This is a genomic window from Methylosinus sp. shoA (assembly GCF_059718125.1).
On the sequence record NZ_AP046091.1, the window covers coordinates 4,208,097 to 4,231,228 of the forward strand.

At 66.3% G+C, this 23,132-nt stretch carries 15 protein-coding genes, 2 tRNA genes, 2 pseudogenes and 1 other annotated feature; of the genes and pseudogenes, 5 read left to right on the forward strand and 14 right to left on the reverse strand.

All coding sequences use genetic code 11. The features are described 5' to 3' along the window. Positions 1 to 5 precede the first annotated feature (5 nt). Positions 6 to 1,442, forward strand: coding sequence for a hypothetical protein (locus tag AC6IW9_RS19705; RefSeq protein ID WP_497766514.1), 1,437 nt, complete (start codon positions 6 to 8; stop codon positions 1,440 to 1,442). Here AC6IW9_RS19705 and AC6IW9_RS19710 read toward each other — a convergent pair. From AC6IW9_RS19710 to AC6IW9_RS19720, 3 genes are all read right to left on the reverse strand, one after another. Further along, positions 1,439 to 3,382 (reverse strand): YgiQ family radical SAM protein, encoded by a 1,944-nt coding sequence (locus tag AC6IW9_RS19710; RefSeq protein WP_497772566.1) that lies wholly within the window; start codon positions 3,380 to 3,382, stop codon positions 1,439 to 1,441. The two genes, AC6IW9_RS19705 and AC6IW9_RS19710, sit on opposite strands and share 4 nt — an antisense overlap. Positions 3,383 to 3,561: 179 nt before the next feature. Beyond that, positions 3,562 to 5,439, reverse strand: a complete 1,878-nt coding sequence (locus AC6IW9_RS19715; protein ID WP_497766516.1) for a putative bifunctional diguanylate cyclase/phosphodiesterase — start codon at positions 5,437 to 5,439, stop codon at positions 3,562 to 3,564. Positions 5,440 to 5,650: 211 nt separating this feature from the next. Then, entirely contained in the window at positions 5,651 to 6,640 is a 990-nt protein-coding gene (locus AC6IW9_RS19720) for a radical SAM protein (RefSeq protein ID WP_497766518.1), read from the reverse strand. Between the two features lie 357 nt (positions 6,641 to 6,997). On the opposite strand from AC6IW9_RS19720, the gene ileS reads away from it, so the two are divergent. Then, on the forward strand, positions 6,998 to 10,057 hold the full coding sequence (gene ileS, locus AC6IW9_RS19725; protein ID WP_497766520.1) for an isoleucine--tRNA ligase: 3,060 nt from the start codon (positions 6,998 to 7,000) through the stop codon (positions 10,055 to 10,057). Positions 10,058 to 10,152: 95 nt separating this feature from the next. Here the strand turns inward: ileS and AC6IW9_RS19730 are convergent, their stop codons facing one another. Further along, positions 10,153 to 10,452, reverse strand: coding sequence for a hypothetical protein (locus AC6IW9_RS19730; RefSeq protein WP_497766522.1), 300 nt, complete (start codon positions 10,450 to 10,452; stop codon positions 10,153 to 10,155). Positions 10,453 to 10,712: 260 nt separating this feature from the next. Here AC6IW9_RS19730 and AC6IW9_RS19735 point away from each other — a divergent pair, with 260 nt between their 5' ends. Further along, positions 10,713 to 13,010, forward strand: a complete 2,298-nt coding sequence (locus tag AC6IW9_RS19735) for a PAS domain-containing sensor histidine kinase (protein WP_497766524.1) — start codon at positions 10,713 to 10,715, stop codon at positions 13,008 to 13,010. A 37-nt stretch (positions 13,011 to 13,047) separates the two neighbouring features. Here AC6IW9_RS19735 and AC6IW9_RS19740 read toward each other — a convergent pair. Continuing rightward, positions 13,048 to 13,503: pseudogene (locus AC6IW9_RS19740) on the reverse strand (ISAs1 family transposase); the annotation flags it as partial. A 314-nt stretch (positions 13,504 to 13,817) separates the two neighbouring features. Here AC6IW9_RS19740 and AC6IW9_RS19745 point away from each other — a divergent pair. Next, a tRNA-Leu gene (locus tag AC6IW9_RS19745) sits at positions 13,818 to 13,903 on the forward strand. 145 nt (positions 13,904 to 14,048) lie between these two features. On the opposite strand, the pseudogene AC6IW9_RS19750 reads toward AC6IW9_RS19745, so the two are convergent. Together AC6IW9_RS19750 and AC6IW9_RS19755 are read right to left on the reverse strand one after the other, a co-directional pair. Next, positions 14,049 to 15,228 (reverse strand): annotated as a pseudogene (locus AC6IW9_RS19750) (IS3 family transposase). Next, positions 14,931 to 15,047: a sequence feature (AL1L pseudoknot), on the reverse strand. (Overlaps the previous pseudogene by 117 nt.) A gap of 266 nt (positions 15,229 to 15,494) precedes the next feature. Then, positions 15,495 to 16,397: an ISAs1 family transposase gene (locus AC6IW9_RS19755; protein ID WP_497766526.1), complete on the reverse strand. Its 903-nt coding sequence runs from the start codon at positions 16,395 to 16,397 to the stop codon at positions 15,495 to 15,497. 173 nt (positions 16,398 to 16,570) lie between these two features. Here AC6IW9_RS19755 and AC6IW9_RS19760 point away from each other — a divergent pair. Further along, positions 16,571 to 16,660: transfer RNA gene (locus tag AC6IW9_RS19760), tRNA-Ser, on the forward strand. 340 nt (positions 16,661 to 17,000) lie between these two features. Here the strand turns inward: AC6IW9_RS19760 and AC6IW9_RS19765 are convergent. The 7 genes from AC6IW9_RS19765 to AC6IW9_RS19795 form a co-directional block, all read right to left on the reverse strand. Next, positions 17,001 to 17,507, reverse strand: coding sequence for a hypothetical protein (locus tag AC6IW9_RS19765; protein ID WP_497766528.1), 507 nt, complete (start codon positions 17,505 to 17,507; stop codon positions 17,001 to 17,003). 156 nt (positions 17,508 to 17,663) lie between these two features. Beyond that, on the reverse strand, positions 17,664 to 18,719 hold the full coding sequence (locus AC6IW9_RS19770) for a phage portal protein (protein ID WP_497766530.1): 1,056 nt from the start codon (positions 18,717 to 18,719) through the stop codon (positions 17,664 to 17,666). After that, a complete protein-coding gene (locus AC6IW9_RS19775; protein ID WP_497766532.1) occupies positions 18,719 to 19,231 on the reverse strand; it encodes a hypothetical protein in 513 nt (170 codons plus the stop codon). The genes AC6IW9_RS19770 and AC6IW9_RS19775 overlap by 1 nt, the downstream gene beginning before the upstream one ends. Before the next feature lie 45 nt (positions 19,232 to 19,276). Continuing rightward, positions 19,277 to 19,780: an HK97 family phage prohead protease gene (locus tag AC6IW9_RS19780; RefSeq protein WP_497766534.1), complete on the reverse strand. Its 504-nt coding sequence runs from the start codon at positions 19,778 to 19,780 to the stop codon at positions 19,277 to 19,279. Continuing rightward, the gene (locus AC6IW9_RS19785) at positions 19,780 to 21,033 is read right to left on the reverse strand and encodes a phage major capsid protein (RefSeq protein ID WP_497766536.1); all 1,254 of its coding nucleotides are present in this window, start codon (positions 21,031 to 21,033) and stop codon (positions 19,780 to 19,782) included. Before AC6IW9_RS19785 ends, AC6IW9_RS19780 begins: the two co-directional genes overlap by 1 nt. Further along, a complete protein-coding gene (locus AC6IW9_RS19790; protein ID WP_497766538.1) occupies positions 21,018 to 21,341 on the reverse strand; it encodes an HNH endonuclease in 324 nt (107 codons plus the stop codon). Before AC6IW9_RS19790 ends, AC6IW9_RS19785 begins: the two co-directional genes overlap by 16 nt. Continuing rightward, positions 21,332 to 22,852, reverse strand: coding sequence for a terminase TerL endonuclease subunit (locus AC6IW9_RS19795; RefSeq protein WP_497766540.1), 1,521 nt, complete (start codon positions 22,850 to 22,852; stop codon positions 21,332 to 21,334). Before AC6IW9_RS19795 ends, AC6IW9_RS19790 begins: the two co-directional genes overlap by 10 nt. Positions 22,853 to 23,132 lie beyond the last annotated feature (280 nt).

Consider the following 23,132-nt stretch of genomic DNA (forward strand, 5'->3'; position numbering starts at 1 on the left):
ATTTCATGCGCGACATACGATCTCCCGGCGCCGCCCTCCGCGTCGAGGCGCTTCCGACGGCGCTCGCCGGCCTCGTGGTTCTCGTTCAGGCCTATCTGATTTTCGTCCATGTCCCCTGGCGTGACGAAGCCCAGGCCTATCTTCTGGCGACGCAGCCGCGCCTGTCCGATCTCTTCGCTTCGCTGCATTACGAGGGCCATCCGGCCCTCTGGCATCTGCTGGCGCGCGGAGCCGCCTTCGTCGCGCCCTCGCTCTTCGCGCTGAAGCTCGTCCAGCTGCCGATCGCGCTCGGCTCCGCCTGGATCGTCTGGTTTCACGCGCCCTTCAGGCCCTGGCTTCGGCTCGCGCTGCTGACGAGCTATTTTCTCCTGTTCGAATATGGAGTGATCGCGCGCTCCTATGGGCTCGGGGCCCTTCTTCTGTTCGCCTTTCTGGCGCTACGCGCGAGCTTCTGGCGCTGGGCGATCCTCGCGCTGATGGCCAATGTCTCGGTGCATCTCCTGCTGCTGTCGGCGGTCCTCGTCGCGACGCCTTTCCTCGGCGAGCCGTGCAGCCGCTGGCCCAAGATCGACGCGCGTTTTTCGGTCGGCGTCGCCCTATGGACGGCGGGCTGCGTCGCGGCGCTCGCGACCATGTGGCCGGCGCCCGATGCGCGACCGGCGATGTCGCTGCTTCCGACCGTGCCGATGAATGTGATGATGGCGCTGCATTGGGCCTCGGCGTCGGTTCTGCCGGGCTTGCGTCAGTGGGGAATCGGCCTCTATGCCCCGGCGAGTCTGTGGCTCGGCGCGGCCGTCGCCGTCCTCGGCGTGGCGGCGCTCGCGGCGCGACCGCGCTCGGCGGCGATCTGGCTCGGATTTTATTGCCTCGTCATGTCCCTTTCGACGCTGGTCTATCCCGCCTATGGCCGGCATGTCGGCCTATGGACGCTGCTGCTCGTCGCGCTTCTCTGGATCGCCGCGGAAGACCATGGCGTGAAGCCCAACGTCCTCGCCCGCGCCTGGATCGGCGTTCTCTCCTTCGCCGGTCTGATCTTCTCGGCAGGAGCGCTCGCCCTGCCCTTCTCCTCCGGCGATATGGCGGCGCAATGGCTGAAATCCAACGGTCTCGATCGGCGGATGATCTGCGCCTATCCGGGATGGAACGGCATCGACCTCTCGGCGCGGCTCGGCGCGCCCTATTTCAATCTGCAGACCGGCCGCGCGACGCGCTTCGAGACCTGGAACTATCGCGCCGAGCCGCGCGAGGACGCGCGAGAGCTGGCGGCGCGGGCGCGCGAGGCGGCGAAGACGCTCGGCCCCGACCTCGTCGTCTATTCAGAAGCGGACAGCAATGTCCTGGCCGAGCTCGGCGCGACGCCTCTCGTCTCGTTCCCGCGAGCGCACGATGGCGAACGCAAGGCGATCTACAGGCTCACCATAGGAAGCGACGGCGCCTTCTAGCCGACGCCCTTCGTCAGGAATTTGCGGGCTCCCGCCTGCGCGTCCTTGTGCTCGAAGCGCCGTCCCTCGCCCGTTTTGCCTGCGCCCTTGGGCTGCCAGCCGGGCACCAGCTGATGCTTGCCGGGGCCGATCAGATCGGCGCGGCCCATCGCTTTCAGCGCCTCGCGCAGCAGCGGCCAGTTTTCCGGATCGTGATAGCGCAGGAAAGCCTTGTGCAGGCGGCGCTGGCGCAGCCCTTTCACCGCATCCACCCGCTCCGACGCGCCGCGCCGCACCGGCTTCAGCGGATCGAAGCCCGAATGATACATGGCCGTCGACAGCGCCATCGGCGACGGCAAAAAGGTCTGGACCTGATCGGCGCGATATTTGTTGCGTTTCAGCCACAGCGCGAGATTCATCATGTCTTCGTCGGTCGTGCCCGGATGCGCGGCGATGAAATAGGGGATGAGGTAATATTCCTTCTTCGCCGCCCGCGCCGCAGCGTCGAACAATTGCTTGAAGCGGTCGTAAGAGCCGATGCCCGGCTTCATCATCTTCGACAGCGGCCCGCTCTCGGTGTGCTCCGGCGCGATCTTCAGATAGCCGCCGACATGATGCTCCACCAGCTCACGAATATAGGCCGGGCTCTTCACCGCGAGATCATAGCGCACGCCCGAGGCCACCATCACCTTCTTGACGCCCGGAATCGCGCGCGCCTTGCGATAGAGCCGGATCAAGGCGTCATGGCTCGTGTCGAGATTCTTGCAGATGTCGGGATAGACGCAGGAGGGCCGCCGGCACAGCGCCTCCGTCTCTTTGTCGCGGCATGCCAGGCGATACATGTTCGCGGTCGGCCCGCCGATGTCGGAGATGATGCCGGTGAAGCCTTCCGTCTTGTCGCGGATGATCTCGATCTCGCGCAGGATCGACTCTTCTGAGCGCGATTGGATGATGCGGCCCTCGTGCTCGGTGATCGAGCAGAAGGAGCAGCCGCCGAAGCAGCCGCGCATGATCGTCACCGAATGGCGGATCATCTCCCAGGCCGGAATCTTCGCGCCTTGGTAAGACGGATGCGGCGCGCGCGCGAAGGGCAGGTCATAGACGCCGTCCATTTCCGTCGTGGTCAGCGGAATGGGCGGCGCGGTCAGCCATACGTCCTTGTCGCCATGGCGCTGCGTCAGCGGGCGCGCATTGCCGGGATTGCTCTCCTTGTGCAGCACGCGCGACGCGCGCGCATAGGCCTCCGGATCGCGCGCGACATGCTCGTGAGAGGGGAGACGGATGACGACATCGCGCAGCGCCCGCGAGCGGCCTTCGTCGGGACTGTCGAGATCCTCGGCCGAAGCTTCGCTCCAGCCTTCGGGCGTCGCATCGCGCAGCAGAGCGAGCCCGCGAATATCGGACAAGTCCTGATCGAGCCCGCGCTTGGCGATGCGATGCGCGACCTCGACCAGCGCGCGTTCGGCATTGCCGTAGAGCAGCAGATCGGCCTTTGCGTCGAGCAGGATCGAACGACGCACCTTGTCCGACCAATAATCATAATGCGCGATGCGTCGCAGCGAGGCCTCGATCCCGCCGAGCACGATCGGCGCGTCCGAAAACGCCTCGCGGCAGCGCTGCGCATAGACGATGACGGCGCGATCCGGCCGTCTGCCGCCCTCGCCGCCGGGCGTATAAGAATCATTGTGGCGCAGGCGACGGTCCGACGTATAGCGGTTGACCATCGAATCCATATTACCGCTGGTGACGCCGAAGAACAGATTGGGCTTGCCGAGCGCCCCGAATGCGGAGGCGTCGCGCCAATCGGGCTGCGCGATGATCCCCACGCGAAACCCTTGCGCCTCGAGCAGCCGGCCGACGATCGCCATGCCGAAGCTCGGATGATCGATATAAGCGTCGCCCGTCACCAGGACGATGTCGCAAGAATCCCAGCCGAGCGCCTCCATCTCCGCCCGCGACATGGGCAGAAAGGGCGCGACGCCGAACCGATGAGCCCAGTACTTCCGATAGGCGAACAGAGGCTTGGCGTCTTGCGGAGGAGCGATCGAGGAGGCCATGGGCGTACTACGCGGGTTTTCCGCGGGCCGTCAATCACAGAACGCGTTCGGAGCTGGAACGCTCCGAGGCGGCGGCGCGACGCTCAGCTCGTCATTTTCCGCAGGCGCACCGCCTCCGGCGCCGCCCGGGAGCGCGGGACCGGAAAAAGGTTTCGCCGCAGAAAGGCGTCGATCGACCTCGGAGCGCTGACCAGATAGCCCTGAATTTCGTCGCAGCCGAAGCGGCGCAGCATGCGCAGCTGCTCCTTCGTCTCGACGCCCTCCGCCGTCGTCTTGGCTCCGAGATCGCGGGCGAGAGCGACGATCGTCCGGACGATCGCCGCCGTCTCGGGCCGGTCCACGATTTCCTGCACGAAGGAACGGTCGATCTTGATGCGATCGATCGGAAAGACGCGCAGATGCGACAGAGCCGAGCAGCCCGTGCCGAAGTCGTCCAGGGCGATGGACACGCCCATTCTCCTGATGTCTTCGAGGCAGGCCAGAGTCGCGGCGTTCTCGATCAGAAGCGACGATTCGGTGATCTCGAGCTCCAGCCGCAGCGGCGACAATCCCGCCGACGCGATCGCCTTTGCGACATCGAGCGCGAAGCCCGGCTTCTCGAGCTGCGTTGGCGAGAGATTGACGCAGATGCGCGTGGCGGGCGGCAAGCATGTCGCGAGGGAGCAGGACTCCCGCAGCACCCAATCGCCGATCTCGTTCATCAGTCCCGCCTTTTCCGCGACGGGGAGGAATTGCACGGGCGAACGGAGCCCGTCACGCGGATGCCGCCAGCGAATGAGCGCTTCGAAGCCGCACACATGCCCCATGGCGAGATCGACGATCGGCTGGAAATGCAGATCGAACTCATGGCCGGCGATGGCCTGCTTCAACTCGAGCCTGATCAACCGATCGGCGGCGACGCGGGCCTCGATCTCGCCGTCGAAGAAACGCAAACGGCCGCGACCGTTCGCTTTGGCTTCGTACATGGCGATGTCCGCTTTCTTCATCAATGTCGCGAGGTCGAGGCCGTCGTCGGGCGCGAAGGCTATCCCGATGCTGGCGCCGATCGCCATCGCGGCATCCTCGAGCTCGAAGGGCTCGGCAATGGCGTCGGTCAGCCGCAGGGCGAACTCTCGAGCTTCGGCTCTCGACGCCACGTCGGCCTGCACGATCACGAATTCATCGCCTCCGACGCGCGCAAAAAAATCGTCGGACTTCAATCGCGCCGAGATGCGCTCGGCCGCCATCTTCAGCAGAAGATCTCCGGCGCGATGACCAAAGGCGTCGTTTATCTCTTTGAAGTAGTCGAGATCGATGCAATGGAGAGCGACGCTCGTCCCCTTCGAGACCGCCGCCGCTACGATTTGCTCCGCCTTTTGCTCGAAGCCGACGCGATTGGCCGCGCCCGTGAGCGAGTCGTAGAAGGCGAGCCGGTGGATGCGGGCGTTCCGCTCTTCCTTCTCCAGCGCGATGGCGCAGAGATGCACGCAAGCGTCGACGATCGTCCGCTCGAGCCCGCTCGCTCCCCGGCATGTCGGAAAATAGAAGGCGAATGTGCCGATCACTCGGCCGTCGGAGCCGTGGATCGGCGATGACCAGCAAGCACGCAGGCCGAGCGGCAGAACCAGCTCCGTGAACCCCATCCAGCGAGGATCCGCGGCGATGTCGGCGCTTTCGACCGGCTCGCCGAAATAGGCGCAGGAACCGCAGGAGCCGACGTCGGGACCGATCGCCAGACCGTCGATCGCGGCCGAATAATGGTGCGGAAGACTCGGAGCCGCGAGTGTGTGCAGCAAACCGTTCCGATCGACGGACAGAACGGAGCAGACGACCCCCGGAGCGAGGAGCTCCGCGTGACGGCACAGCTTGTCCATGGCCGCGCCGATCGGCTCTCCTCGCGCCAGACTCTCGAGCACGCTGTGCTGTAGACCATGCAGACACTCGGTCGCTTTCGAGCAGGCGCCAGAATCGAATTCGAGCATTCGTCCAAGTCCTCGACGACCCGTCAACGCTGCGCAGCGAGCTCGATCGACGCTTCGGCGTCGGTCGCGGCGAGGCGCATGGCGTCGCGCGACCCGATGTCGAGCTCGCAAGCAATCGGCTTTCCCGCGGAGCCGTTGCCAACAGCGTCGGCTCGACGAGCGCCGAGATAGACTCATATCTCATGTCTCATTATATTTTGATTAAAGTCGCTCAAAGCCCCCGCGCCCACGCCGGCCGCAACGGCGCGGATTCGGGGGAAGCGATGGCCGCGCGCAGCTCCTGCAGCAGCCGCGGCTTGTCCGCGCCGAGCGTCCCTTTGAGGATCAGCCAGTTCGACGCATGATCACTGCGAAAGACCGTGCGTTTCAGTTCGAGCGCGGAGAGGAACAGCTCCATCTCCTCCATGAGGCCGAGCACGCTCTGAGGTTCGAACTCGCCGAATTTTTCGCGAAAGCGCGTCTCGCCTCTCGGAAAACTCACCACCAGAGTGGCCAGAAACTCCGGCTGGGCGGCATTGATCAGCGCGGCGGAGTTCAGCGCATGTCGCCGCGACAGGATGCGGCCCCCGAGCCCGTTGAGGATCATCACCGAGCGCTTGATCCCCGCTTCGCCGAGCTTCTCCAAAGCCTCGCGCATCGTCTCGAAGGTCTCGCCCTTGTCGACGCGCGCGAGAACCTCGTCGTCGCCGGATTCGGCGCCGACATAGACGAGCGAGAGGCCGAGCGCCGCGAGTTCGCGCAATTCATCGACCGACTTCTTGCGCAGATTGCGCGGCAGACAATAGCTCGATACGCGCCGCACGCCCGGCAGATCGCGGCGGATCGCCGTGAGGATCGTCGCGAGGCGGCGCGTCGAGAGCGTCATGGCGTCGCCGTCGGCGAGGAAGACACGCTTCACGCTCTCGCCATAATGCGCGCCGCAGCGCCGCAGGCTCTCCATGACCTCGGCCTCGTCGCGCGGACGAAAGCGCTTCTGCGGATCTGTGTACATTTCGCAGAAGCCGCAGCGGTTCCAGGAGCAGCCGTCGGTCACCGGCAGGATGAGCGAATCCGCTTCGCTCGGCGGACGAAAGACCGGTTCGACATAGCGGATGGGAGGGAGGGTCATGGGCGCGCCTCTCGGCTCGGAACGGACGGTCCACTTAGCGCCGATCTCGACGCGCGTCTCCCCGCCGCAGTCATCGCGAAAACCAGCGCCCATCCCTCGAACCGCGGCGGCCCTCTTCGCGGGGCCGCCTTCCCGCTCGTGGGAGAAGGACGGGCGCAGCGAGATTCTAGATAATTTTCAATGGATTTTCAGAAATGGGCGCTCTGCGCGGCCGGGGAGAGGGAGGACGAAACGCGCCCCATATTCCGCTAGGCGGCGCGGCCTTCGGCTGATAAATATCGACCATGATCCTGCGCCGCAGCATTCGAATTATGGGCCCGGACCGCGCTAGAGCTCGAGGCTCGCGCGGCCGCCGGGGTTTTTAGCGCCACATCGCGCGTTTCCGCCTCCCCTTCCGCCATTCGCCGCGCCGACCCGCACGTCCGCGCTCCGCTCCCGGTTGCCGACGCCATGAACGATCAGAAAAACGATCAAGACAAAGGCCCCGACTATTCCAAGAGCCTCTATCTCCCGCGGACGGATTTTCCGATGCGCGCGGGCCTGCCCCAGCGCGAGCCGGAAATCCTCGCCCGCTGGGAAGAGATCGATCTCTACGGCAAGCTGCGCGAGGCGGCGAAGGGCCTGCCGAAATTCGTGCTGCACGACGGGCCGCCCTACGCCAACGGCAATATCCATATCGGCCATGCGCTGAACAAGATCCTCAAGGACCTCGTGACCCGCAGCCGCCAGATGGCCGGCAAGGATTCGAATTACGTGCCGGGCTGGGACTGCCACGGCCTGCCGATCGAATGGAAGATCGAGGAGGAGAATTATCGGGCCAAAGGCAAGAAGAAGCCGGACTTCGCCGATCCGGCCGCGATCGTCGCCTTCCGCCAGGAGTGCCGCGCCTACGCCGCGCATTGGCTCTCCGTGCAGCGCGAGGAGTTCAAGCGCCTCGGCGTCGCCGGCGACTGGGCCAATCCCTATGCGACGATGAATTTCCCGGCCGAGGCGCAGATCGCCCGCGAGCTGATGAAATTCGCCGCGAACGGCCTGCTCTATCGCGGCTCGAAGCCGGTGATGTGGAGCGTCGTCGAGAAGACCGCGCTCGCGGAAGCGGAGGTCGAATACGAGGACCATGTGAGCGACACGGTGCATGTCGCCTTCCCGGTGAAGGACGGTCCCGGCGCGGTCGTCGTCTGGACGACGACGCCCTGGACGCTGCCCGGCAATCGCGCGATCTCTTTTTCGCACAAGATCGCCTATGGCCTCTATCGCGTGACCGCGGCGCCGGACGACAATTGGGCGAAGGTCGGCGCGACTTATGTCCTCGCCGACAAGCTCGCCGCAGACGTGTTCAAATCCGCGAAGGTCGAAGGCTTCGAGCGTCTGCGCGACGCGCCCGCGGCGGAGCTCGCGGGCTTCGTCGCCACGCATCCGCTCGCCCGTCTCGGCTATGAGTTCGCTGTTCCGCTGCTCGACGGCGACCATGTCACCGACGACACGGGCACGGGCTTCGTCCATACGGCGCCGGGCCATGGCCGCGAAGACTTCGACATCTGGATGGCGAGCGGGCGCCTGCTCGCCGAGCGCGGAATCGATGCGCGCATCCCTTACACGGTCGACGCCGACGGCTTCTACACCGACGACGCGCCGGGCTTTCCCGGCAAGCGCGTGCTGACGGAGAAGGGCGAGAAGGGCGACGCCAATGACGCCGTCATTCAGGCGCTGATCGCGGCCGGCAATCTCGTCGCGCGCGGGCGGCTGAAGCATCAATATCCGCATTCGTGGCGCTCGAAGAAGCCGGTCATCTTCCGCAACACGCCGCAATGGTTCATCGCGCTCGACAAGAAGTTCTCGCAGTCGAACCCTGTGAGCGCCGTCTCGAAGGGCAAGGGTTCGCCCCGCGGCCCATCCTTCGAGACGCCGGCTGCGCCGGTTCCTCGGGATGAGGGCGTTGGAGCGAACGCGCCCACTTTGCGCTCGATCGCGCTCGATGAAATCTCCCGCACGCAATGGGTTCCGGCGGCGGGCGAGAATCGCATCCGCGGCATGATCGCCAATCGTCCGGATTGGGTCGTATCGCGTCAGCGCGCCTGGGGCGTGCCGATCGCCGTCTTCGTGAAGAAGGGCGGCCACGACATTCTCGTCGACGAGCGCGTGAACGCGCGCATCGTCGAAGCCTTCGAGACGGAAGGCGCAGACGCCTGGTACGAAGAAGGGGCGGCGAAGCGTTTCCTCGCGCCCGACTACGACCCGGCCGCTTACGAGAAGATCGACGACGTGCTCGACGTCTGGTTCGACTCGGGCTCGACGCACGCCTTCACGCTCGAGGACCCGGTGCATTTCCCCGGCCTCGCCGGCATTCGCCGCAAGCGCGACGGCGGCGAGGACGAGGTGCTCTATCTCGAGGGCTCGGACCAGCATCGCGGCTGGTTCCATTCATCGCTGCTCGAATCCTGCGGCACGCGCGGGCGCGCGCCTTACGACATCGTGCTCACCCATGGCTTCACGCTCGACGAGCAGGGCCACAAGATGTCGAAGTCGAAAGGCAATGTCGTCGCGCCGCAGAAGGTGATCGCAGACGCGGGCGCCGATATTCTGCGCCTGTGGGTGGCGAGCGTCGATTACAGCGACGATCAGCGCATCGGCCCGGAAATCCTGAAGAGCGTCACCGACAACTATCGCAAGCTGCGCAACACCATCCGTTGGATGCTCGGCACGCTCGCGCATTATCGCGCGGAGGAGAAAATCGCCCACGCCGACCTGCCGGAGCTCGAGCGGCTCGTGCTGCATCGCCTGTCGGAACTCGGCGAGGAGGTCGGCGACGCTTACGCCGCCTTCGACTACAAGAAAGTGGTCGCGCTGCTGACGCCGTTCCTGACGAGCGACCTGTCGGCTTTCTATTTCGACATTCGCAAGGATGCGCTCTATTGCGATCCGCCATCGAGCGCCAAGCGCAAGGCGGCGCTGACCGTGGTGGAGGAGCTGTTCCGCGCCGTGACCGCATGGCTCGCGCCGATCCTCGCCTTCACCGCGGAGGAGGCGTGGCTGTCGCGCTATGCAGACGCCGTCTCCGTGCATCTCGAGATCTTTCCCGAGCCGCCCGCCGCCTGGCGCGACGCCGCGCTCGCCGAAAAATGGGAGAAGCTGCGCGCGATCCGCTCGGTCGTCACCGGCGCGCTGGAGATCGAGCGCGCGCAAAAGCGCATCGGCTCCTCGCTCGAGGCGGCGCCGATCGTCCATGTGACGGACGCCGATCTGCGCGCGGCGCTCGCGGGCGTGGATTTCGCAGAGGTCTGCATCGTGTCGGATATCGCGCTTCGTTCGGACGAAGGCCCGGCCGACGCCTTCCGCCTGCCCGATGTCGCCGGCGTCGCCGTGGTCCCGCGCCGCGCCGAGGGCGTCAAATGCGCGCGTTCATGGAAATATTTCGATCCGGCGACGGCCGAGCCCGACTATCCCGGCGTCACGCCCCGCGACGCGCAGGCGCTGCGGGAGCTGGCGGCGGCGGGAAAATGGCCGGCGTGATCGGCTCGGCGCCCTTCCCGGCCCTCCCCCCTCCCGCGGGAGAGGAAGGGGATTCGGCGCTTCATCGAAGGTTCGCGCAACGCCCGCCGCCGGATTCAAGGGAGCCGGCGGAAGGGATTGCCCGAGGCGCCGGTGAGATAAGAGATCGCGGCGAGCGCCAGCACGACCGGAAGCAGCACCAGAAAGGCGCTGGTCAGAAAGATGAAGCCGAGCGCCAGAATCACCGCGAAGGCCAGGGCCAGCAGCAGGCTGCCGAAAGGCCCGACCTTGATGACTTTCACGCCCCGAGTCCCGCCGATCCAGATTCGCGAGCGTGTTCCCGAGCGTGGCGGGGGCGGCAGAATCTCGATCTCGGGCGTCGGCTCCTCGGCCGAGGGCGGCAGATGTTTCGACATGACGCGTCTCCGGGACGGGCGGGCCAGCCCCGAACATAAGCGCTCCCACGCCTTTTCGCCATGGCGCCGGCGCCGCAGAAGGGCGGCCCGCGGCGAGGCTTGCCTGCGCCTTGCGGGCGTGACCGCGAGCGGCGTCCGGTCGCGCGTTTACGTCTTTTTAAGCTCTGGACAAACCTCCCCGGCCAGATTCGAATGGCGTTGATTCGGAGTGGGATGCGCCGCGTTTTCTCTCCTCTTCGCCAAACTGCCGGGGACGACCGATGTCGCGCTCATACGCGGCCGATGCGACGACTCACGCCGAAACGCCGAGGCGGGCGCGCTTCCGCGGCGCCGGCGGCGCGCGCGCAGGCCGCTTGCCGCGGCCGCGCGCCGCCCTGGCGGCGGCCGGATTCTGCGTTCTCGCGCTCGGCGCGCTGCTCGCCGTTCTCGCGGAAGCCTCCTACGAGCAGGCGCTGACCGAAGCGGCCGCCGATCTCGCGATTTTCGCCCGCGCCACGGCCGGCGACGTCGAGGCGGAACTGCGCGCCGGCGCGGCGCCGACGCCGCCCGACTATGCGACCGCGCGCGGCCGGCGCGTCGCCGTCTCGGACGCGAGCGGCCGCGTCGTCGCGGCGACGGCGCCGCTGCCGACCGGCAGCGCCCTCGCCGATCTGCTCGGCCCTCATCCACTGCTGACCGAATTCGCCGAAAAGGCCGGCGTCATGCGGATCACGCTTTCCGACGGCGCCCGCGCTCTGGCGACGGTGCGCAATCTCGGCGGCGGCGGCCAGGTCGCCGTGATTCACCCCTTCGAGGCCGTCCTTGCCGATTGGCGCGGCTCGACGATCCGCTGCGCCGCGGTCGCGGCCTGCTCCGCCGCCGTCACCGCGGCGGCAGGGCTGGCGCTGCGCCGGCAGACGCGCCGCGCCGCCCTCGCCGAGCGCGCCCATGCCGCGATGCGCCGGCGCGTCGACGCCGCGCTCGGCAGCGGACGCTGCGGCCTCTGGGAGTTCGACCTCGCCCGCGGGCGCATCCATTGGTCCGACTCCATGTTCGAATTGCTCGGCCTTCCGGTCGAGCGCCGGCCCATGTCCCTCGGCGAGATCGCGCTTCGCCTGCATGCGCAGGACGGCGACCTCGCCGATATGGTCGAAGCGGCCGCCGCCTCGCACGGCGCCTTCGACCATCAGTTCCGTATCGCCGACGCCTCCGGCGAATGGATATGGCTGCGGATGCGCGCCGAGCTGATCGAAGAGGAGGGCGGCGCCGGCTCGCGTCTCGTCGGCATCGCCGTCGACGTCACCGAGCACCGCGCGCTCGCCGAGGGCGCCGCCGCCGCCGACATGCGGCTGCGCGACGCCATCGAGACCATTTCCGAAGCCTTCGTATTGTGGGATGCGCATAATCGCCTCGTCGTCTGCAATTCGAAATTCCTCGGTCTGCACGGCCTCGCCGCCGATGTCGCGACGCCCGGCGCGAGCTATGCGCGCATCATGTCGAGCGCCGCTCCGCTCGCACAGAGCGAGATCGTCGGCGATGCGGCGCCCTCGGCGAGCGAGCGCACCTATGAGGCGCGGCTCGCCGACGGCCGCTGGCTGCAGATCAACGAGCGCCGCACCAAGGACGGCGGCTACGTCTCGGTCGGCGCCGACATCACCGCGCTGAAGCGCAATCAGGAGAAGCTGATCGATTCCGAGCGCCGCCTCACCGCCAGCGTCGCCGATCTGATCCGCTCGCGGCAGACTCTGGAGACGCAGGCGCAGCAGCTCGCCACGCTCGCCGAGCAATATCATCTGCAGAAAGGCGAGGCGGAGGCGGCCAATCTCGCCAAGTCGCAATTCCTCGCCAATATGAGCCACGAGCTGCGCACGCCGCTCAACGCCATCATCGGCTTTTCGGAGATGATGCAGGCGCAGGTGTTCGGCGCGCTCGGCTCGCCGAAATATGTGGAGTATTGCAGCCATATCCATCAGAGCGGCCGCTATCTGCTCGACGTGCTGACGGATATTCTCGACATGTCGCGGCTCGAGGCCGGACGCGTGCGGCTCGAGGAGAGCGAGATCGATCTCTCCGGCGCCGCCCGGGCGACGGCGGAGAGATCCCGACGCGCCGCCGAAGCGAAGGGAATCGAGCTGATCGTCGACGCGGGCGAGGAGTTGCGCTGCTGCGGCGATCACGACGCGATCGTCAAGGCGATCGGCGTTCTGGTATCGAACAGCCTGAAATTCACCGGCGCGGGCGGATGCGTGCGACTGCGCGCGCGCCGCTCCTATCGCGCCATGCTGATTTTCGTCGAGGACACGGGCTGCGGCATCGACGCTGCGGCGATCCCGAAGCTCGGCCGCCCCTTCGAGCAGCCGACGGCGGTGATGGAGAACGGCATGAAGGGCTCGGGGCTCGGTCTCGCCATCGCGCGCTCGCTGCTGGCGCTGCACGGCGGCGCGCTGCGAATCCGCTCGCGCGTCGGCGTCGGCACCATCGCCATGCTGAGCATTCCGGCGAAGGCTCGCGCCATCCCGTCGCGCCCTCCTTTGCGCACGTCGCTGGAAAAGGCGGCCCCACGAAGCGGCGTCGGATGAAGGCCGCCGTGGTGCATGGCGGCGCATGAGAGCTCAGAATGGCGACGATCTCGTTGCTCTTCTTGTCGACCGCCTCTTGACCGAGCACGAGGCGCTGGCGCGAGGCCCAGGCGGAGACCAGATGCAGCGGCGAGCCGTCCTTGCCATGCGCGCGGCGCGAGGTCTTGCCGTCGATCGCCACAATGTCGGGCTCCTTCTCGCGCAGGCTCTCGACCCGATTGGTGAAGCATTCGGCAAAGAGCGAGGCCGGCAGGGCGTTCATCACGTCGTTGAGCGCGTCATGGGAGGGGACGCCCTTCGCGAAGGGCAGGAGACGCCGCAGAAAGTCGAGCTTTTGCCTGGCCCAGCGCTCGATCTCGCAGAAATCCTCGGCCCCGGCCATCGTCCCGCACAGGACGATCAGCAGGATTTCCGGCAACGGGTAGACGACCTTCCACGCTTGGCGCGGGTCCTCGAGGGCGGAAAAATGGTCGAGAAGACTGGTCTTGGACATCGAAGGCCTCAGTGAGTCGAGGCCCTCTATGAATCACGGCAATTCCCGCGCCGAAACTCCCCTCCAGTTCGAGCGATTGCCCTGCTGCGAGCGTTCGGCGTTTGCCGGTCCGGCCACGCTGCGCTATCAGAACCGTCGATGCGGACGTGGCGGAATTGGTAGACGCAAGGGACTTAAAATCTTCTCGTGTCTGCGAAAAAGCGCAGCGTTTTCATGCCCTTGTGGCCGCGTCAGCTCCCGGAGGCCCGAGATGGGCCCGACGCGCGCGGCTCGCATGAGTCGCGGGCATGGGCTATTGGGCTGGGGGATCGGATGGCCGCTTGCCGGAACCGGTAGACGGAAGGCACTTAAAATGCCTCGGGCATCGCCCGTGTGGGTTCGAGTCCCACAGCGGCCACCAGCTTTTCGCGAGGCTCGCAGCGCAGTTCTTCGACTATCAGGCCAACGGTCGCGGTAACACCACACCATCCTCCGTCGCGACTTCGCATCCCCAAACCACGAGCACTCGCCAGCCAAGGGCGCGAAGCGCCGCGTCCTTCTCCGCATCACGCCTTACGTTTTGAACCGCCCCGGGTTTGCCGGAGGCCGTTTTGTTTGAGCCACGCCGCCATGGCGTGCTCTTTGATCTGCGCATAGTAGCGCGCTTCGGCTTCGGCCGGGGGGATGTTTCCGATCGGCTCCAGCAGTCTCTTGTTGTTGAACCAGTCCACCCATTCGAGCGTGGCGAACTCGACCTGCTCGAGGCTGCGCCACGGTCCGCATCGCCAGATCACCTCGGCCTTGTAGAGCCCGTTGATCGTTTCGGCGAGCGCATTGTCGTAAGAGTCGCCGACGCTGCCGACGGCCGGCTCGACGCCAGCGTCGGCGAGGCGCTCCGTGTATTTTATAGAGACATATTGCACGCCTCGGTCCGAGTGATGCACGAGACCGCCGCGAACAGGCCGGCGATCATGCAGCGCCTGTTCGAGCGCGTCGAACACGAAGGGCGTCTTCGCCGAACGCGAGACACGCCAGCCGACGATCCGCCGAGCAAAGACATCGATGACGAAGGCCACATAGACAAAGCCCTGCCAGGTCGCGACATAGGTGAAGTCCGCCACCCACAGCCGGTTCGGCCGATCCGCCGCAAACTGCCGGTTCACCTTGTCTTGCGGGCAAAGCGTCTTCTTGTCGCTCACCGTCGTCTTGATCGCCTTGCCGCGCACGACGCCCTGCAAGCCCATGCGCCGCATCAGCCGCTCCACCGTGCAGCGCGCGACATCCTCGCCCTCGCGCCGCAATTGCCGCCACACCTTTCGGGCGCCGTAGACCGAAAAATTCTCCGCGAAAACGCGGCGGATCTTCTCGGTGAGCCCGGCGTCGCGCCGCGCCCGCACTGAGCGCTTCGAGGGATCACGCCGCTGCGCCGCATGCGCCCGATAGCTGGACGGGGCGATCGGCAAGACCTCGCAGATCGGCTCGACCCCGTAGCTGTCGCGGTTCTCGTCGATGAAGGCGATCATGGCTTCGACCGGCGGTCGAGCTCCGCCTGGGCAAAATAGGCCGACGCCTTGCGCAAAATCTCGTTGGCCTGCCGGAGTTCGCGGTTCTCCCGCTCCAGCGCCTTTAAGCGCGCCCCTTCGTCGGTCGTCAGACCGGCGCGCGATCCGGCGTCGCGCTCCCCTTGCCGGACCCACTGCGCAGCGTCTCCCCGGTGCAGCCGAACTTCGAGGCGATCGAGTTCAGCGCCGCTCATTCCGACGGATATTCGCCGCGATGCTCCTGAACCATCCGCACCGCCCGTTCGCGGACCTCAGATGAAAATTTGTTCGTCGTCTTCTTTGCTTCCATGACCCCAGTCTCTCAAGAGTTGGGGCCTCCGGCATACCCGGGGCGGTTCATTCGCACGCGGCATTCGTCGTCGCGGAAGACCATGTCCATGACCCAATGCAGGCTGTTCTCGATCGTCCAATGGTCGCGGATCATCGGGCCGACTACATCGGCGGGGAGCATCAGCGAGGTGATGTAGAATCTCGTTTCCTGCGTGTCTCGCCGTCGATCTCACGCCGGCTCTCGACCATGACCACGCCTTCGAGGACCACGCCTTCGAGCCCCGGCCAATCGTGTCTCTCTTTCAGCCAACCGATGTCGTGGAACGCCGTATAGCGACGCGTTTCGATGCGGCCGTGCTCGCCGTCGAGCGTTTCGTGACGGCTGACCGTGGCGTCCTCGAATCCATTGGCTTTCTGCTCGGCGGCGAACAGCTTCACGTCTTCGTGGAGCGTTCCCTGATTGCCTTTGAGCGCTATGATGTAATCGGCCTTCTTGTCCTTGATCTTCTTGGCGATGGCGCGCTGACAGCCCATGGCGTCGATGGTCACGACGGCGCCTTCGATGGCCATCATGTCCAAGAGCGCGGGAATGGCGACGATCTCGTTGGATTTTTCCGCCACGGCGACCTGCCCCATGACGAGACGTTGCCTGGCGGCGAAGGCGGAGACCATGTGGATCGGCTCCTTCGCACCCTTCTTCTGATAGGACCGGCGCGAGGTCTTGCCGTCGATGGCGATGACATCGGCGGGCGCCTTGGTCAGCGCGGCGGTCCAGGCGACAAAGCAGCGCTGGAACGCCTCGGCGTCGAGCGTGGCGAAGATGTCGCCGAGGTGATCATGCGCCGGCGTGCCGTTTTTGAAAGGCCGGAAGCGACGCAAAAGATCGAGCTTCTTCTCGCCGAACTGCGCGATGTCGGTGAAGGCCTCCGCCCCGGCCAGCACGGCGAGCAGGCACAAGAGCAAGATCTCGTCGAGCGGATACATCACCTTGCCGGGCTGCCGTTCGTCCGGCATGTCGTTGAAATAGTGCAGGAGCACCGTCGTCTCGGCCAAAGCCGCGCAATCCGACCCGCTCTCGTCCATCGACCTGACCTCCTGCCCGAACCACAGGAGGTCGACTGATTCAGCACGAAAGCGATCTGTCACCTACTTCTTCACCCGATCGCCCTGGGTCTGCGGCGGCCCGGCCTTGATCGCGCACGCGGACGCGTGCTATCTGGCGTAGCCCCGGCGAAGGCGCGCCTTCGCCAGCCTCCGGAGAGGTGGCTGAGTGGTTGAAAGCACCGCACTCGAAATGCGGCATACGGGCAACTGTATCGGGGGTTCGAATCCCTCCCTCTCCGCCAGACGATCAATAAAATCAACTATTTAGGCGTAATTTTTGGCCGAGACATAGCTGGCGCCATAACTCAGGCAGAGAACTGATTCCGCCCCCGCCGGCCATTCGTCCCGACCTTGGTCCTCTCCCGGTTCGCTTTGCAGTTGGCGAGGCGATGTTTACGCCGGCAGGCGGCGCAGAGCTTGGCAGAGGCCTTCTTCGCGCCCACAATCGGCGCCCGGCACTCGACGCAGATCAGCGCGGCGCGGTCCTCAGCGCGCCATCTCTTGTCCTCTTCCTGTTGTCCCGCATAGCAGCATTCCTTGCTGCAATAGATATTCATGATGCTGACAGGCTCAAAGCTCTTCTTACACCATGCGCACTTTTCTCCTGGCAAATCCTCCAGCTTCTCGGCCGCAGAGCGTCGAGCAATATTTTTGCCGGTGGAGTCTCGGCTTGAAGGCTTTTCCACAAAGCTGGCATTCCCGCGCCGGCTGCTTTTCAGTCCAGGCAGCCATGTAGATTTTGTGCTTTGCGTAGCGCTCATCCTTGTCCTGCCTCTGTTTTTGGTCGAGCTTCGCGGCCTTGGCGCAGATCGCGCCGCAATAGCGAAATTTGTTTTCTGGCAGCGGCTTGGCGCAGCGTGCGCAGCGCTCGCGCGTCTGTGGGACATGACCGTCTTGCGTGTATTCCGGCTGTCCCTGCTTCCAGTCCGGGCGCTTCGCCCCGCTGCGGGCCAGGGCTGCTTGAACGGCCTCGGCCGCCGCTGCGTCGGCTTGGCCCCAGGACCAGGATGCTTCACACAGCCGAACGCGGATCGCTGCCCGCGCCGGCCCCTCGAGGGCGAAGGCGGTCGGCTCGGCCTCGCGCATCATCCGTGAGAGCAAATCGATGATTGCCTCGCGCCGATGGCGCGGAAGCTTTTTCGCCGGCGCCAGGCGAATGGGCGCCAGCGTGACCGGGGCGCGTGGTTCGGATCGCAGCCGCAGCAGCGCGGCGGGCGTCACCATCAGCATATCGGCGCTCCTGCATCACGATTCCCAGTCGAGCCGGCGATAGGCCGCCGCCAGCGCCTCGGGCGGGAGTCCGGCCTCTTTGGCGTCCGTCATCGCCCGGACCAGCGTCGAGAGCGCGCGCGCCGCGCCGCCGGCGTCGAAGGCCTGCGTCGGGCGCAACACGTCGAGCTTGACCTCGCCCCCGAGCTTTGCGCTCGCTTCTTCCGCGATGAGCTCGGCGATCGGCTGCAGCGTCCAGGCGGCGAGGTGCCGTTGCGATTCGCGAACCATCGGCCCGGTGGTCTGGTGGTGGAAAAGGCCCGGCAACACGCCGAAGGCGCCGCAGATCGCGTTGCGCGCCGCGTCCAGCGTCTCGGTCGTCATGGCCTTGGAGATGTCGGGCGTCACGTCCTGCGGCTTCCAGTCGCTCGCCGGCGCCGGCCCGCCTGCGGCCTGGACGTTCACAGACTCACGTAGCAGCACACGCCCGCGCCGGCCGCGGAAGCCTCGCCCGAGGGTTTCGAGGTCGACATCTTGCGCCTCTGGGAAAGGGACAATCTGCGAGCCGAGCGGCGCGTTCTCATAGACATCGGACAATGCCGCCTCGATTGTCTGCAACAGGCCCGCCGTCAGCGCCGATCGCCGCAGCGGCGCCGATCCGAGCCACGGGGTCGACGTATCGGCCCCGGTGCGGATATGCAGCACTTCTGCGGCGAGCGCCGTCTCCGTTCGGCCGCCGCCGGCTTCGGATATGAAAACTCGGTAGGCGGTCGGGATTCCGTTGCGCGTCCGAAGATCCCAGTCGCGACAGGGAACGAGCCGGTCCCGGATCAGAAACACCGCCTCACCGCGCAAGGCGAGCGAGCGCCCGATCAGCGCCAGGGAACGGCGATCGATCAGCGGCGCGCCGGCGACATCGGCGAGACCGAGCCCTCCCTCCCACAAGCTCACACATGACTGCGCCGTCGCGGTCAATTCAGCGACGCCGCTGCGGCCCGAGATATAGGACTCGCGCGCCGCCATCACTTCCGCGGTGAAACCGCTCGACGCGCTGCGCTTCTCCGTCTTCTTCCAAGGCCAGCGCCATGCCATCAAGCGGCCCTCCGATAGGGGCGCAGAAGATCGCCGGCGCCGCTGCGCTCCATGGCGCGCGTAATGGCCGAGGCGTCGTAGCTCGCAGAATAGACGCCGTCGACGCTGCGCTCGCGCAAGCCAGGCTTCGCATTCGAGGTCGCCGCGGCGAGATATTCGGCGAGCCTCTTATAGGCTTCGGAGACGAGCGCGGGCGCGGCTGGCGTCGCCGGCCCGGCGGTTCCCGTGAACCGATAGGTCGCCACGCGCAGCATGTAGCCGCCCAGGGGCGAAGCGCAGAGGGTCGCATCTTCCACCCATGCGCCGGACTCCCATCGCTCGATCGAGTCGATCGTCGCGGGCGCGAGCGGCGGGAGCCAAACGCCGCCGCCTTCGGCGATCCATACGACGGCGCGTTGCGACCAGCGAAAGCCGCAATAGCCTTCCAGGCGGCCCCAGATCAGCGCCGGCGCCAGCGCCGCCGCCGCAGCGGACAGGCCGCTCGGCGAGGCGGCCGCTCGGCGAGGCGGCATAGCTCTCGGGCGCCGCCTCTGTCTGCTTGATCGTCGTCGCCAAGCTCATCTCCATCTATCGAATGCGTTCCATGCCGGAGCGCGTTTCGAGCGCGCCTCGACGCTCGTTTGCGAGTAAGCCGGCCAGCTCTGCACGATCGATATTTCGCGCAGCTCGACGGCGCGCAGCTCGCGACGATTGCCATTCCAATGCTCGCCTGTTGCCGTGAAGCCGAAAGACATGCCGCCGACATCGCCACGCTCGGCGAGCGCCAGCACGTCGCGCGCGGCCTGTGTGTCCGGCAGGTCGAGAGAAAATGCGAGACCGCGCGTATCTTCCGCCAGGCGCAGCGTTCCGCTTCGTGTCCGGCCGAGAACGCGCGTCGGATCGTGATCGACCAGGGCCAGCACATCGGCGCCGCTGGCAAGCGTCGCCTTGAACGCGCCGGCGCGAATCGTCTCGAAGAAGTCGCCGACGCGCGCCTCACTGTCGAAGGTCGCGGCGTAGCCCTCGAGGCGTCGGGGATTGCCCGACGCGCGAAGCTCGATTTGAAGCGCGCGCCGTTCCATCACTGAATCCCGGTCAGGATTTGCAGCTGTGCCGGCCGCGCAATGGTCACGTCCATCGTGGCGAGCGCCGTGAGACGCAAGCCGCCCGATGCGGCGTCGCTGTAGGGGTCGCGAATGAGATCGATCGCTCCCCATGCGCCGACGAAGATCGGCGCGACGCCGCCGGCGTTCGTCGTGAGAAGCGCTTTAGAAGCCGCCGGCGAGCCGGTCGGCGCCGCGAGCGCATTCGACGACATCACGATGTTGTTCACTGGAATCGACTTCAGCAGCCGGTCCATCTCCGACACCGCCGTCCCTTCGATCAGCGCGCCGTCCATCGCGTCCCACACCTCGGGACGGAGCAGCAGCCGCGCGTCCGCCGGTGAGCTTGCGGCATTGGCGATCAAGAACCGCTTGAGCGCGCCGCGAAACGCCGCCCATGACGCCGCCGCTGCGATCGACGTCGATGTGATGCTGTAGGAACCCACTAGCACGCCCGCCGGCTCGCCAGACGAACCGGCGCCGAGAAAGACGGCCTTGTCCATCGCCTCGCCGATGGCGCCGTTCATATCGCGCCGCACGGCCTGCTCGAGCGAGTCGCCCGTCTGCTTCATCGCCTTGCGCGTCAGCTTCATCGTGACGCCCAACGTGTTCGCGGGCGTCATCGGCCTGTCGGTCGTGGCATAGGCTGTCGGGCCACCGACGGCGCCCGTCTCGCTCGACGCCCACGCCGCCGCGACGCTCGAGGTGGTGACGGGATACTCGACATCGCCGGAGTCGATGGCGATCATGCTCGCGCCCATACGCGCGGCGGCGGATTGCGCGAACAAGCGATCGATGATCGGCGCGGTTCGCATCGGATTCGGCGTGCCGCTCGCGACCGTCTCGCCGCTGCGCTGCTCCAGCGCGGCCCACGGAATCGGAACGCCCCTATAGCCCCCGCGATTGCGCAGCTCGGACACGATCTCCGCGGTCGGACCATTGAGCATGCGGCCTTCATCCAGGTGCAGCGCGACCTGCCGAAGTTCGAAGCGCGACATGAGGTCGGCATATTCGCGCTCGCCGCGCGTCTCGAGATCGTCCTTCGCGTCGCGGCGCTCGGCATCCTCGGCGATCAGCGCGGCGCGGTAGCGCGTCTCATTGATACGATATTCCGCGTCGAGCGCAGCCATCTGTCGCGTCTCGTCTTCGCTCGGCGCGTCCTTGCCGACGACGGCCGCGAGCGCCTGTCGGATTTCCGACTGTCGGCGCGCAATCTTCACAGATTCGAGCATATCACCTTGTCCTTCTTTTCAGGCCGCGCGAGTTCAGCGACGGCTTGCTTCCACGCAGATCGCGCAGCATTAGGCGCGCGGCCCAATTCCTTGTCCGTCTCGGCTGCATGACATGCGCGGCAGAGCGTCTTCAGATTGCAGAGATCGAATGCGAGGTCGGGCCGATCGCGCACACGCTCGACGTGATGAACCTCGAGCCGATCGCGCGAGCCACATTCGACGCAGCGAAATCCGTCGCGGCGCTTCGCGAGAAATCGTGCGCGCTCCCAACGCTTGCTCGAATAGACGGCGCGGCCTGCTACACCCATGCCGCAGCCCTCGACTTCTTGGCCGCGCGCCCCGTGGCGCGAGCGCCCTCGGCGACGGCGAGCAATGTCGCCGCAGCGGCGTCGATGCGACCATTCGAGCGGCCCTTCGCCAGCTTGTGGTTGCCGGCCGGATCGACGAGCGTGATTGCGTCCGCGAAGGCCGAACGCAATAGCAAGGACTGGCGAGCTTTCACCCGTCCGTCGAAAACAGCGCGCCGGAAGCGCTCTATGTCTTCGCTGCCATCCTTCCAGCCGAAACCGCGCCACACCAGAGGCGCCCGGACGCCGGCGTGATTGATCGCCTCGGCGAGCTCGCTCTGCTTGAATCGATCCATGACGAGCGCGCCGATCGGCTGGCCTTCGATATGGCGCATCACATCCGACAGCCAGGCGGCGACTGGCACGGTCGCCTCGCCGAGCACGAACAGCTCGCCACGATTGTGCATCTCGACGTAGCGACCCGAAACGCCGTCTGTGTGGCCGCGGTCGATCAGCGAGGGCTTCGTCGGAAAATGCGCGATTGCTTCGAGCCGGCCGGTCGCCGGCCAGAAGAAAGCCGCCGCCGACATGGACGCGGAACCGCCGAGGTCGATCCCGACAATGACGGGACCTTCGCGAGGCGCGAAGAAAAGGTCATCACTTTCGCAGCTCAACCACTGGTCCGCGGTCAGCAAGACGGACCGATTTTCGTCGGCCACGCGCTGATTGAGATTGTAGAGGCGCCACGCGGTAAGCGCCGACCCGCCACGCGCGACCGCTCGGCGCGCCTGCGCCTCGAGCCATTCCAGCGATGCTCCGACGCCGAACTCCGCGCCGGGATTCGCAGCCCTGATCGCCTCGATGTCATCGGGCGCGCAGCCGTCCGGCGCACGATGCTCCTGGACGTAGGAACCGGGGAGAGGTTCATCGATCCAGCGCGAAAAAGCGTGCGCGTCGTCGCTGGCGCTTGTCGATACGAGGAACATCCGGCCACCGCGCTTGCCGACGCCAGACAATAGCGCGTGCTCGAGCGCGTCGCCTTTCTCCTTCTCCCAATGGCCGCGCTCATCGCAGATGCAGAGCGTCGGCGAAGTGCCGAGCGCCGTTCGGCCGTCCGCTGGCAGGACGCGCCCGATGTGCGGCCCCGTGTCGTCGTCGAACTCGATCTCGAGCCGTGGCGCGCGGCGGAACGTCAGGCGCTTTTGCGTCTCATCCGGCAGCGAGCGGGCCAAGCCGCCGATATAATCCCACACCACGCGCGCCTGGTCGCGCGTTCGGGCGCCGATCAGGCATTCGCGGCGCGGTTGCGGATCGATCTCGCCAAGCAGATGGCCGAGCGCCACGCCCGCCGAGATCGCCGACTTGCCGGCCCCGCGCGCGACGGAAAGAACGCCGATCGTGACGCCCTCGGCGAGCGCCCCCTCGAGGAACTGGCGCTGATAGGGGGCCAGCGCGATCGGCTGACCCGACAACGGCCCCGTGGGGACCGTTAGACGCTCGATGAAGGCGATCGCCTTTTCCGCCTCGGTCATGAACAGCCCATCGACTGAGAGCGCGAAAAGAAAAGTTGGATGTCGGTTCGTAGGGGCCGAAAAAGTCGCCGGCATTGGAACCGCTCGCTGCGCTCTGTGTCGTAATGGTGGCGCATCGGCCGGCAGACGCCAGCTCATGCGGCTGTCATTTCCAGCGGCTGCGCCGTCGTGCGTCGTCAATGGCGTCCATGTCGCCCATACGCGCCGCAAAGAAGTTGTGGATATCATGCCGCGACCGCGCTCCGCTCTTATGGCCGAGCGTATCAGGCTCCGCTCGCAG